Source organism: Roseovarius sp. D0-M9, assembly GCF_037083805.1.
Taxonomy (GTDB): Bacteria; Pseudomonadota; Alphaproteobacteria; order Rhodobacterales; family Rhodobacteraceae; genus Roseovarius.
In genome coordinates this window covers 13,539-25,559 of record NZ_JBAPKZ010000022.1, presented here as the reverse complement: position 1 = coordinate 25,559, position 12,021 = coordinate 13,539, and the positions used below count along the sequence as shown (strand labels likewise).

Here is a 12,021-nt window from a genome sequence, read left to right as displayed (position 1 = left end):
GGCTATTGCAGCGCTGGGCTTATGCCGTGCCGCGGCATGATTTTTGATCCGTGTTCGCGACTTGGCCGTAATCTAATATGACAGAGGAGCACCGCAGATGATCCGCGCCATTATCCTGACCATAGCGCTCATGCTTGGCACGCAGGCCCATGCCGTTGATCTGCGCGCGCCCTTCGCCTCGATCGATGGCGGCACACTGACGCTGGAGCAGTGGCGCGGCCAGCCCGTTCTGGTGGTCAACACCGCGTCGCGCTGCGCTTTTACCCGGCAGTATCGCGGCCTTCAGGATCTATACGACCGCTACCGCGCGCGCGGCCTCGTCGTGCTTGCCGTGCCGTCGGATGACTTCCGGCAGGAGTTGTCCAGCAACGAAGAGGTCAAGGAGTTTTGCGAGCTGCAATACGGCATCGACATGCCCATGACCGAAATCACCCCGGTGACCGGGGCGCAGGCGCATCCCTTTTACACCACGCTGCGCAGCGAGACGGGATTTGAGCCGCGCTGGAACTTCAACAAGGTTCTCATCGGCCCGGACGGCAGCGTGGTCGCCACCTATGGGTCGGGCATCGCGCCGCTGTCGGGCGAGATAACCGGCGCAGTCGAGGATCTTCTGGAGTAACGCGAAAGGGTGGGACATGTGCCGCCAAAGGACGCGCGCGGGACGCTGCGCGCACCCTTCGCCCGTCGTCTTTGGCCCGAACTGGCGCCAGGCAGAAAGAGCGAATTGTTCTCATTAAATCCGGGGTGCAGTCGGCTTTCTTAATATTGTGCCTCCACAAATGCTGCTGCGCTGCAGTCATTAGTGGACCCCACCATGCCAACAACGTTCGATGTCATCTTTCTGGGCAATCTGCCCCTCATCGACACTGAGGCGGGCAATGACACCTCGGAAAATGCAGCAGGCATTCTGGGCACCTATGGCGCGCCTTCGGACCCGCTGAGCGAGCAGGTCCAGACCCTTTCGGCCGAAAACCTGAGCGTGCGCCAGCCAGGGATGTATGACACGAACAACTGGTTTTTTGCCGACAGTTTTCGGATCGATGGCGCGGCGCCCCAGTATTTTGACGCGGTTGCTCTTTATGATGCTGTCATCACCTACGCGGACGGCGATACCGCCGACATCACCGCAATCGTTTTTCAGGACGTTGACGGCAAAACGTATCTCGCACCTCACCTGACCGAAAATCCCGATCGAGCGGCGCTGACGGCCAAGCCGATCCTGTCGCTCAGTCTGCAAAGCGTCCTGGAGGACACCGCCAACATGGAAGGCAATCGCGTCGCCGGTGATTTCAAGACCGTCGTCGACGGAACGTCTGGAGACGACGATATTTCAATCTACTCCGGGTATGTCGATGCCCAAGGTGACGCTGTCACGACGGGGGCTGACTACATCCTGGGCGGGGACGGGAATGACACGATCAATGCCGATTCCGGCAACGACACAATCTACGGCGGTGCAGGAGGCGACCTGATCGACGACTGGATCGGCGATGACCTCGTCTTTGCGGGCGAAAGTGCCGATATGGTGGACCTCAGCTCGGGCAATGATACCGTCTTCATGGAAGGCGGTGACGATCTTGTGCGGCTGTGGGACAATGCGGGCGACAACAGTCTGGACGGCGGCGCGGGCAACGACACCCTGGATTTTCACAACTGGCAGAGCACCGATGGCGCGCAGGTCGACATCGGCCCCGATGGGGCGGGCACGTTCAGTCATTATTCCGGGAATACGACCGGCACATTCACCAGCTTCGAGCATATCAGCGGCACGGCGTTCAACGACATGCTGGATGCCACGGATGCTACGATCGGCATCACGCTTAGCGGTGAAGGCGGCAATGACAGCCTTGTTGGTGGGAATGGCGACGACACGCTGGCCGGCGGCACGGGGGATGACACGCTGACCGGTGGCACCGGGGACGATGTCTTTGTCTATTCCGGCGGGTCGGATTTCATCACCGATTTCAACAAGGACAACTCGGGCACGCTCAATGATGGCGACAACAGCAACAATGACCGGATCGACCTGTCAGGATACTATGATCACCTGTTCGAACTCTGGGCCGATCAGGCCGATGACGGCGTTCTGAACCAGTCCAATGTGTTCGACACCCAAGGCAACGCCGTCGTTTATTCTGACAACACTCAATTCGCACCGAATGAAGGCATCACCTTCCTCAGCGCATCCGCAGACAGCAGTTTCTTTACGGTCGAGAACACCGGCGTCATCTGTTTTGCCACGGGAACCCTCATTCTGACCGAACGGGGCGAAGTGCCGATCGAGCGGCTTGCTCCCGGCGAACGCGTCATTACGCGTGACAACGGCCCCCAGGCGATCGTCTGGACCGGCTCGCGCCATGTCCCGGAGCGGGAGATGGCCCGAAACCCCAAGCTGAAGCCGGTCTGCATCGCGCCGGAGTTGATCGGTGCAGACACGCCTTTGGTCGTCTCGCCCCAGCACGGTCTGCTTTTCCGGGCCTCGGGCGGCGATGAGACATTGGTGCGCGCAACCCATCTTGCACGGCTGCGCGGCGGCAAGGCGCGCGTGATGCGCGGATGCCAGCGGATCACCTATCACCACATGATGTTCGAGGCGCATCAGATCATCTTTGCCAATGGCGCGCCAGCCGAGAGCTTTTATCCCGGCCCTCAAGCGTTGGGCGCGCTTGCGCCTGATACCCGCGCCGAGATCAGCGTGCTTTTCCCCGAACTGCTGTGCGGCGGGCCTTCGGAGGTCTATGGACAGACCGCCCGAGGTTTTGCGGCGTTCCGGCAACTGCCAGACCATCTAGGGGCGCTGGCACGGGCGCAGGGGTGATCTGTTGGCTTGGAAGGGTGGCTTTTCCTCCGTCGCGGCAGGGATTCGATACGGTGAAACTCCTCGAAAGCTGCTTGAGGCGTGTCGCCAAGGATAAGTTCGTTGCAGGCCACATACGCCTTGCCGAGAGTTTGCCCTAGCAGAAGACCAGAACCGGGTGTCTGGGCCGCGTCTTGAGCGGGCAAGACATCCATGAGTTTTCTGATCCGGCAGGCCATGCCGGAACCGGGCGGTGGATCATCGTCGTCCCGAGGCCGGGCGCGGCTTGATCATGAATCGCCTTGCGTCTGGCCCCGTCCCTTCATATCGCTAGACGACGATATGAATTTTGCAGGCGGGATGCGGGATGTGTGACGCCGATCAGGACCAGTCGGATCGGGCGATAGCCGCCATGGCCAGGGCGCTTGGGCACCCGGCGCGTCTGCGTATTCTGCGCCTTCTGGCGCGCACGCCGGGCTGCATCGGCGGCGACATCGTGGATGCGGTCGGCCTTGCCCAATCGACCGTGTCCGAACATCTGCGCATCCTGCGCGATGCCGGGCTGATCGAGGGCCAGATCGATCCACCGCGCGTGTGCTATTCGCTGGCGCCCGGCGCGTTGGACACGCTTTCGGCGCTGATCGAGGAGTTCAGGCCGATGTGCCCTGAGAGCCAGCTGTGCATAACCCCAAAATCTGACCAAGGATAATCCCATGCCCTTCTTTGAACGCTATCTTTCGCTCTGGGTCGGCCTGGGCATCGTCGCGGGCATTGTGCTGGCCAATCTGCTGCCGGGCGTCTTTGCGTTTCTGGCCGGGCTTGAATATGCGTCGGTCAATCTGGTCGTTGCGGTGCTGATCTGGGCCATGGTGTATCCGATGATGGTCGCGGTGGATGTCGGCGCGCTGAAGGGTGTCGGCAAGCGGCCCAAGGGGCTGGTGATCACCATTGTCGTGAACTGGCTGGTCAAGCCATTCACCATGGCCGCCCTCGGCGTGCTCTTCTTCGAACATGTCTTTGCCGGGTTGATCGACCCCGCTGACGCGGGCCAATACATCGCGGGGCTGATCCTGCTGGGGGCGGCGCCCTGCACGGCGATGGTGTTCGTGTGGTCCCAGTTGACCAAGGGGGATCCAAATTACACGCTCGTGCAGGTGTCCCTGAACGACGTGATCATGGTGTTCGCCTTTGCGCCCATCGTCGCGTTGCTGCTGGGTGTGACGGACCTGTCGGTGCCGTGGGAGACATTGGTGCTGTCGGTCGTGCTCTATATCGTGCTGCCGCTGGCGGCGGGAATGATGACGCGCGCTCGGCTGATGGGGCAGGGCGGCGAAGAGGCGGTGGCGCGGTTCACCGCGCGGGTCAAGCCCGCGTCGGTTCTGGGCCTGCTGCTGACGGTCGTTCTTTTGTTCGGGTTTCAGGGCAATATCATCCTCGAGCGGCCTTTCCTCATCCTGCTTCTGGCGACGCCCATCCTGATCCAGTCCTACGGCATTTTTGCCATCGCCTATTTCTGGGCCTGGCGGTGGCGCGTGCCGCACAAGGTGGCCGCGCCCTGCGCGCTGATCGGCACGTCCAACTTCTTCGAACTGGCGGTGGCCGTCGCAATCGGGCTCTTCGGCCTGAATTCGGGCGCGGCGCTTGTCACGGTGGTTGGGGTGCTGGTGGAGGTGCCGGTGATGCTGTCCCTTGTCTGGTTTGCCAATCGCACACGCAAAAGCTTCCCGGTATGAGCCCCATGCAGGGGGCGTGGCAGGGCTGTTTGTAACAAGGCTGAGGCCCCGATGAGGGCTGTGGCGTTTTTATGCTGCGTGGCGGAAACCGGGGCATAATTGCTCCGCCTGCCAGTGCGGGCAGGCCATTACCGGCCAATTTCCCCGGCGGGATCTTATGAAACCTGAAAATTTCGCCGTTTTTCAAGAAATCGACGATCAGACACCTCCGTTGTTACATAACTGTCATCTAACTTTTGCATAAGCATCATGGAATCGGGTTAACCCCCGTTAGCAGGTCGACTGCTCCGGCCTGCTATGCAAACCAGGAGATAATATGTCTTTCACCAAGCTTTCCGTGTCGGCGCTGGCGCTTGCCGCCGTGTCCGCCACTTCAGCCGCTGCACGTGACGAAATCCGCATCGTCGGCTCGTCCACCGTGTTCCCCTACACCCAAGCCGTTGCAGAACAGTTTGCCAACAATACCGGCAACCCCTCGCCGATCGTCGAATCCACCGGCACCGGTGGCGGCATGCAGATCTTCTGCGAAGGTATCGGCGAAGCACATCCCGACATCACCGGCGCATCGCGCGGCATGAAGCCGTCCGAGTACGAGCTGTGTGTCGAGAACGGTGTGACGGACATTACACAGGCCAATATCGGTTCTGACGGCTTGTCCATCGCGATTTCCAGCGCGAACGAGTTCGATTGGGATCTTTCCCTCGCTGAAATCTACCTCGCGCTTGCCGCCGAAGTTCCCGTCGACGGCGAATGGGGTGAGAACCCTTATTCCATGTGGTCCGAAATCGACGAGCGTCTGCCCGAAACCGAGATCATCGTTCTTGGACCGCCGCCGACATCCGGCACCCGTGACGCATTTGTCGAACTGGCGATGCATGCTGGCTGCGAAGATCTCCCCTTCGTTTCCGACGGTGACTATGATGGTGACTGGGTCGAAGAGAACTGCTCGCGCATGCGCACGGACGGCCCCTTCATCGAAGCCGGTGAAAACGACAACCTGATCGTTCAGCGTCTGAATTCCGATCAGAATGCATTGGGCATCTTTGGGTATTCGTTCCTCTACGAGAACCTTGATACGCTGAAAGCCGTCACCATCGATGGCGTTGGGCCGGATGCCGAAACCATCGCCTCGGGTGACTACCCCGTGTCGCGCCCGCTGTTCTTTTACGTCAAGAACGCGCACCGCGGCGTGATCCCCGGCCTCAACGAGTTCCTCGAAGAGTACATGTCGGAAGACGCAATGGCTCCCGGTGGGTATCTGACCGAGCGCGGCATGGTCGCACTTGGAGACGAGCGTCGCGCAACCGTGCAGGACAATGTTCTGAACGGCGCGACCATGGAAGCACCTGAGTAAGACCTCGTCTTGCAAGGCTGCCCGGGCTCACGCCCGGGCAGCTTTTTGTCACTTAGATCAAGGGCGATAACATGACCCTCGCGGCCTTTCTCGTTTTATTCGCTGCCACATTGGTCGGCTACATGATCAACCGGCGGGCGGCACAGGCCATCAGGGCTGGGGGCACGCGCCTGCATTCGTTAGAAAATTTCCACGGGCTGTATTCTGCACTAACGATCCTTGTGCCGGTCTTCGTGTTTTTGCTGGCTTGGCTGGTGTTTCAGGGCCCGGTCATCGACCGGATTGTCATGGCCAGCCTGCCCAGCGGCACGCTGGATGGTTTGGGCACGGGCGAAGTTCAATTGATCCTGGCTGAAATCAAGTCGATCAGCAGGGGCACCGTCTTCGGCACGCCCGAAGACTGGAAACTCGCAGCCGTTGATCGGCTGGTCACATATCAAAGTCTTTCCACGGCCCTCATGCTGGGCCTTGTCGTGGTTCTGGCTGCCACGCTGCTGTATTTTGCCCGCCTCCGCGTTGCAGCGGAGTTTCGCGCGCGCCAGCAGGTCGAAAAGATCACATCCGGCCTGATGATCTTCTGTTCCGTTGTCGCGATCTTTACCACCGTTGGCATTGTTGCGGCGCTCTTGTTCGAGACGATCAAGTTCTTTTCGATGGTGCCCTTCACCGAGTTCCTCTTTGGCACAAGCTGGGAGCCGCAGATCCCGATCCGCGAAGATCAGATCGCCGCCGAAGGGGCCTTTGGTGCCGTGCCCGTCTTCTTGGGGACAATCGTGATCGCGACCGTCGCGTTGACGGTTGCTGTGCCTGTTGGCCTGCTGACCGCGATCTATCTCAACGAGTTTGCACCGCGCAAGGTGCGCAAGGTCATCAAGCCGATCATGGAGATCCTCGCCGGTGTTCCGACTGTGGTTTACGGCTTTTTCGCGATCCTCGTCATCGCGCCTGCCATTCGCCAGTTCGGGCAGAGCATCGGTCTTGATGTGGCACCCAACACCGCGCTTGCAGCGGGCAGCGTCATGGGTGTGATGCTGATCCCGTTCATCTCGTCCTTTGCCGATGACGCCTTGTCCGCAGTCCCGCAAAGCCTGCGGGACGGGGCGTTCGCGCTGGGTGCGACGCGGGCGGAAACCATGCTGAACGTTCTCTTTCCTGCGGCCATTCCGGGCATCGTGGGCGGTGTCCTGCTGGCTGTCAGCCGGGCCATTGGCGAGACGATGATCGTGGTGATGGCCGCTGGCCTGATCGCAAAGATGACGATCAACCCGCTGGATAGCGTGACTGCGGTAACGGTGCAGATCGTAACGCTGCTGATCGGCGATACGTCCTTTGACAACCCCAAGACACTGGCGGCGTTCGCACTGGGCATGATGCTGTTCATTGTGACGCTGCTGATCAACGTTCTGGCACTGCGGATCGTCCGCAAGTACCGCGAAATCTACGATTGAGGCGCGCGCAGATATGACCGATTACACATCAGATCCATCCGGGCCTCGTCCGGCAAACGCAACCACCGAGGCGGTTCGCAACAGCCTTGCGCGCCGCAATCGCAAGCAGGTCATCCTGCAGGGGTTCGGTATCGCGGCGATCACATTCGCGATCACGATGCTGCTGATCCTGATCGGCTCGCTTGTCGGAACCGGGTATCATGCCTTCACGCAGACGCATCTGGAGATCGAGGTTTTCATCGATCCCGAAGAAGTGCCCGCCGAAAATCTGCCGCGTGGTGGATTTCGGGAGGTCTTGAGCACATCGCTGGGGCAGTACTTCCCCGACGTGGACATGTCCGACCGGCAAGACGCACGCGAAGTGTCGTCGATCCTGTCGAATGGCGCGCAATTCGAGTTGCGTGACATGGTTGTGGCGGATCCCTCCCTGATCGGTCAGACCATCTCCTTGAATGTGCCGACGGCCGACACCTACGATCAGCTGGCCAAGGGTCTTGTTCAGAGGGACTCGGGGGAGGAGTTTCGCCGCCTGAACGATGCGGCGATTGACCGCTTCGACCGTTTGGAGGAGCTGGGTTTGATAACCAAGCCCCTCAACATCGGACTGCTGAGCAACGCGGACTCGCGTTTCCCGGAACTGGCCGGATTGAAGGGTGCGATTGTCGGCTCCTTCTGGGCGCTGCTGGTCTGCTTCCTGATTTCCTTTCCGCTGGGGATCGGGGCCGCAATCTACCTTGAGGAATTCGCGCCCAAGAACAAGATGAGCGATTTCATCGAGGTGAACATCAACAACCTCGCGGCTGTGCCTTCGGTGGTCTTTGGCCTTCTGGCACTGGCCGTGTTCATCGGCTGGTTCGGCATGCCGCGCTCCGCTCCCTTCGTGGGGGGGCTGACGCTGGCCTTGATGACGCTTCCGACGATCATCATCGCAACGCGGGCCGCCCTCAAGGCGGTGCCGCCCTCCATCCGCGAGGCCGCCCTTGGTGTTGGCGCGTCCAAGCATCAGGTCGTGTTCCAGCACGTGCTGCCTCTGGCGATGCCCGGCATTCTGACCGGCACGATCATCGGTCTGGCACAGGCCCTTGGCGAGACGGCGCCGCTGCTGCTGATCGGCATGAATGCCTTCATCACCTCGGCTCCATCCACTCCGTTCGATAGCGCAACAGCTCTTCCGACACAGATCTTCATCTGGGCCGATAGTCCCGAGCGGGGGTTTGTATCCCGCACCTCGGCAGCTATCCTGGTGTTGCTGAGCTTCTTGATCCTTATGAACGGCATCGCAATCTACCTTCGGCAGAAATTCGAACGCAAATGGTAAGCGTCCCGCACAACAAAGGATTAATGACATGAATGACATGAGAAAGATCGAACGGGGCGTAAAGATGACAGATATCAAAATCACAGCGCGCGACGTCAACGTCTATTACGGTGACACGCACGCCATCAAGGATGTCAACGTCGATATCTCGGACAAGACCGTGACGGCCTTCATCGGCCCGTCAGGCTGCGGAAAATCCACGTTCCTGCGGTGCCTGAACCGCATGAACGATACCATCGACATTTGCCGCGTGACCGGTCAGATCGAAATGGACGGCAATGACATCAATGCCAAGTCCGTCGATCCCGTGCAGTTGCGGGCGCAAGTGGGCATGGTGTTTCAAAAGCCGAACCCGTTTCCCAAATCCATCTACGACAACGTGGCTTACGGGCCTCGCATTCACGGGCTGGCGCAATCAAAGACTGATCTGGACGAAATCGTCGAGCGCGCCCTGCGCCGCGGTGCCATCTGGAACGAGGTGAAGGACCGTCTGGACCAGCCCGGCACGGGCCTGTCCGGCGGCCAGCAACAGCGCCTTTGCATTGCACGGGCCGTGGCTACGGAGCCCGAAGTCCTGCTGATGGACGAGCCTTGCTCGGCGCTTGACCCGATTGCCACGGCTCAGGTCGAAGAGCTGATCGACGAGCTGCGCCAGGAATACTCGGTCGTCATCGTCACGCACTCCATGCAGCAGGCCGCGCGGGTCAGCCAGAAGACAGCGTTTTTCCACCTTGGCGATCTGGTGGAGTTCGACACGACGGATCAGATTTTCACCAATCCGCAGGACAGCCGCACCGAAAGCTATATCACCGGCCGGATCGGGTAGGGACCAGAGCGATGAGTGACAAGCACATTGTATCCTCGTTTGACCGGGATCTTGAAAGCATTCAGGCCACTGTCATGAAGATGGGCGGTCTTGTCGAAAAGGCGCTGTCGGATGCGTCAGCCGCCCTGAAGGCCGGCGATGTCGATCAGGCCGAGCGTGTCCGCAAGGGTGACAAGACCATTGATGAGCTGGATTTTGCGGTCAAGTCGGACGCGGCCCGGCTTCTTGCGCTGCGCTCGCCGACGGCGGGCGATCTGCGCACGGTGCTCTCCGTCATGGAGATCAGCTCGCACCTCGAGCGCTGCGGCGACTACGCCAAGAATATGGCAAAGCGCACGATTGCGATGGCAGGCAGCGGCGAAATCATCGAGTCGCGGGCGGCGCTTGGCCGGATGTCGAAATTCGTCGAAGCGATGGTCGATGATGCCCTCGACGCATACATCCAGCGCGATGTTGCGAAGGCCGGGGAAATCATCGAGCGGGACCGGGAAGCCGACGAGATCTACAACACTCTCTTCAGGTCGCTTCTGACCCACATGATGGAAGATCACCGCAACATCGCCGTCGGGATGCATCTGCATTTTATCGCCAAGAATATCGAGCGTGTCGGCGATCACGCAACCGCCATAGCGGAGCAGACGATCTATCTGGTGACGGGCGAGCTACCCGATGATGACCGCCCAAAACTCGACCAGACATCGCTGAAACCGCAGGAAAGCGTTGATTGAAGGCAGCGATGCAACCCTCCCCGGCCGGGTGTCGGGGACGGGCCTGCGCAAGGAGAAACCCTCGCCGAAGATGGTCTCGGCAGGTCGCGCGTCATCTTGCGCTTGCACCAATGCCATCTGCGGCGGGCGCACCGAGCTGGGGTTGCATGCATTCTCTTCGCAGTTTGACCTGCGCTTTGCGCAACGCCATTAGGCCGCCGCTTTCTTGCTGATCGCATCCAGAATACGCGCCCAGCTGCGCGTGCCCTTGTAAAAGCTCTCCATGTCGTATTTCTCGTTCGGCGAATGGATCGCGTCGTCATCCTTGCCAAATCCGATCAGCATGGCCGTCATGCCGAGGATTTCGCCGAAATGCCCCGCGATGGGGATCGACCCGCCGCAGCCGACATAGGCGGCCTCTTCGGGCCATTCATCCGACAGCGCGGTGCGCGCGGCCTCGAAGGCGGGATCCGAGATATCCATTATACCTGCGCGGCTGTTGCCATGCGCGGTGAACTCGGCGGTGCAATCGGCTGGCAGCGCCTCCGTGACGTAGGCGCGAAAGGCGTCCCGCACCTTTGACGGATCTTGCCCCTCAACAAGGCGAAAGCTGATCTTGGCGCTCGCCTCGCTGGGCAGCACCGTTTTGAAGCCGTCTCCGGTATAGCCGCCCCAGATGCCGTTGACCTCAGCCGTCGGGCGCGACCAGATCATTTCCAGCGGCATGCGCCCCTCCTCGCCCGCCGGTTCGCTGAGGCCCACGTCGCCAAGGAAGCGGGCGTGATCAAAGCCAAGCCCCTCCCATTGTGCCCGCACCTCGGGCGAAAGATCGGGAATGCCGTCGTAGAAGCCGGGCAGGGTGACGCGGCCCGTCTCATCGTGCAGGCCCGCCAGCACGCCCGCCAGCACGCGGATCGGATTGGCCGCGATGCCGCCGAAAAAGCCCGAGTGAAGATCCTTGTCTGGGCCGGTGATCGTGACCTCCTCGCTGACCATGCCGCGCAACATGGTGACGATGGCGGGGGTTTTCGACTGGAAAAGTCCGGTGTCGCAGATCAGGGCGATGTCGGCGCGCAGCTCTTCGGCGTTTTCCTGCATGAACGGCACCAGCGAGGGCGAACCCGATTCTTCCTCGCCCTCGAAGAAGAACGTGATGCGGCAGGGCAGGGTGCCGTGCACCGCCTTCCATGCGCGGCATGCTTCGACAAAGGTCATCAGCTGTCCCTTGTCGTCACTGGTGCCGCGCCCGCGAATGACCTCGCCCTTGGGCGTCTGCTCGACCGCGGGGTCAAAGGGCTCGCGCGCCCAGAGCTTCAGCGGATCGACCGGCTGCACATCGTAATGGCCATAAAACAGCAGATGCGGCGCACCTTCGGGCGCATCCTGCCCGGCATGGGCGACGACCATCGGGTGCTTGGGCGTCGGGCGCTTTTCGGCGGTGATACCCATGCTGTGCAGGTCGGCCACCAGCCAGTCGGCGGCCTCCTGGCACGCGTCGGCGTAGGCCGGATCGGTCGAAATCGAAGGGATGGCGAGAAATTCCAGAAGGCGCTGAACCGTCTCGGGCATCGCGGCGTCGATGCGGGTGAGAACGTCATTCAAGGGAGCATTCTGTGCGGTCGTCGGAGACATGGGCGCGGACCTCGCTGGCTGGGGATTGGCGCGACCCTAACAGGGCGGGGCGCGCTGTCCAGCCAGTGGGCGGAAACTGTGTGTTTGTTGATGTGGATCAAGCGCCTCTGGCGCGTCATTTTGTACCCTGTTGCAACGAAAAGCGGGGGCCTATATCACCCTCATTATCTCAGGCGCCGCGCAAGGACGCGGCTGGCCCCCGTTAG

Annotated in this window: 10 protein-coding genes; 9 read left to right on the top strand and 1 reads right to left on the bottom strand. The window is 60.8% G+C overall.

Going from position 1 to position 12,021, the window contains the following annotated elements:
• Positions 1-97: 97 nt before the first annotated feature.
• The 9 genes from V8352_RS14385 to phoU all read left to right on the top strand — a co-directional run bounded on the left by V8352_RS14385 (position 98) and on the right by phoU (position 10,204).
• Positions 98-619 carry a glutathione peroxidase gene (locus V8352_RS14385; protein WP_336424990.1) on the top strand — a complete coding sequence of 174 codons (522 nt, stop codon included), beginning with the start codon at positions 98-100 and terminating at the stop codon, positions 617-619.
• Between the two features lie 195 nt (positions 620-814).
• On the top strand, positions 815-2,818 hold the full coding sequence (locus tag V8352_RS14380) for a Hint domain-containing protein (RefSeq protein ID WP_336424989.1): 2,004 nt from the start codon (positions 815-817) through the stop codon (positions 2,816-2,818).
• Positions 2,819-3,164: 346 nt separating this feature from the next.
• Positions 3,165-3,506, top strand: coding sequence for an ArsR/SmtB family transcription factor (locus tag V8352_RS14375; RefSeq protein ID WP_336424988.1), 342 nt, complete (start codon positions 3,165-3,167; stop codon positions 3,504-3,506).
• 4 nt (positions 3,507-3,510) lie between these two features.
• Positions 3,511-4,530 carry an ACR3 family arsenite efflux transporter gene (gene arsB, locus V8352_RS14370; protein ID WP_336424987.1) on the top strand — a complete coding sequence of 340 codons (1,020 nt, stop codon included), beginning with the start codon at positions 3,511-3,513 and terminating at the stop codon, positions 4,528-4,530.
• A 316-nt stretch (positions 4,531-4,846) separates the two neighbouring features.
• Positions 4,847-5,884: a substrate-binding domain-containing protein gene (locus tag V8352_RS14365; protein ID WP_336424986.1), complete on the top strand. Its 1,038-nt coding sequence runs from the start codon at positions 4,847-4,849 to the stop codon at positions 5,882-5,884.
• A 71-nt stretch (positions 5,885-5,955) separates the two neighbouring features.
• Positions 5,956-7,332: a phosphate ABC transporter permease subunit PstC gene (gene pstC, locus V8352_RS14360; RefSeq protein ID WP_336424985.1), complete on the top strand. Its 1,377-nt coding sequence runs from the start codon at positions 5,956-5,958 to the stop codon at positions 7,330-7,332.
• A 13-nt stretch (positions 7,333-7,345) separates the two neighbouring features.
• Positions 7,346-8,650: a phosphate ABC transporter permease PstA gene (gene pstA, locus V8352_RS14355; protein WP_336424984.1), complete on the top strand. Its 1,305-nt coding sequence runs from the start codon at positions 7,346-7,348 to the stop codon at positions 8,648-8,650.
• 28 nt (positions 8,651-8,678) lie between these two features.
• Positions 8,679-9,476 carry a phosphate ABC transporter ATP-binding protein PstB gene (pstB, locus tag V8352_RS14350; protein ID WP_336424983.1) on the top strand — a complete coding sequence of 266 codons (798 nt, stop codon included), beginning with the start codon at positions 8,679-8,681 and terminating at the stop codon, positions 9,474-9,476.
• A gap of 11 nt (positions 9,477-9,487) precedes the next feature.
• Positions 9,488-10,204: a phosphate signaling complex protein PhoU gene (gene phoU / locus V8352_RS14345; RefSeq protein WP_336424982.1), complete on the top strand. Its 717-nt coding sequence runs from the start codon at positions 9,488-9,490 to the stop codon at positions 10,202-10,204.
• Positions 10,205-10,393: 189 nt separating this feature from the next.
• Here the strand turns inward: phoU and V8352_RS14340 are convergent, their stop codons facing one another.
• Positions 10,394-11,815, bottom strand: coding sequence for a M20/M25/M40 family metallo-hydrolase (locus V8352_RS14340; RefSeq protein ID WP_336424981.1), 1,422 nt, complete (start codon positions 11,813-11,815; stop codon positions 10,394-10,396).
• Positions 11,816-12,021 lie beyond the last annotated feature (206 nt).

Bases quoted from the DNA above. Each gene is read 5' to 3' on its own strand.
- V8352_RS14385 (WP_336424990.1), top strand. From the start codon at position 98: ATGATCCGCGCCATTATCCTGACCATAGCGCTCATGCTTGGCACGCAG.
- V8352_RS14380 (WP_336424989.1), top strand. From the start codon at position 815: ATGCCAACAACGTTCGATGTCATCTTTCTGGGCAATCTGCCCCTCATC.
- V8352_RS14375 (WP_336424988.1), top strand. From the start codon at position 3,165: ATGTGTGACGCCGATCAGGACCAGTCGGATCGGGCGATAGCCGCCATG.
- arsB (WP_336424987.1), top strand. From the start codon at position 3,511: ATGCCCTTCTTTGAACGCTATCTTTCGCTCTGGGTCGGCCTGGGCATC.
- V8352_RS14365 (WP_336424986.1), top strand. From the start codon at position 4,847: ATGTCTTTCACCAAGCTTTCCGTGTCGGCGCTGGCGCTTGCCGCCGTG.
- pstC (WP_336424985.1), top strand. From the start codon at position 5,956: ATGACCCTCGCGGCCTTTCTCGTTTTATTCGCTGCCACATTGGTCGGC.
- pstA (WP_336424984.1), top strand. From the start codon at position 7,346: ATGACCGATTACACATCAGATCCATCCGGGCCTCGTCCGGCAAACGCA.
- pstB (WP_336424983.1), top strand. From the start codon at position 8,679: ATGAATGACATGAGAAAGATCGAACGGGGCGTAAAGATGACAGATATC.
- phoU (WP_336424982.1), top strand. From the start codon at position 9,488: ATGAGTGACAAGCACATTGTATCCTCGTTTGACCGGGATCTTGAAAGC.
- V8352_RS14340 (WP_336424981.1), bottom strand. From the start codon at position 11,815: ATGTCTCCGACGACCGCACAGAATGCTCCCTTGAATGACGTTCTCACC.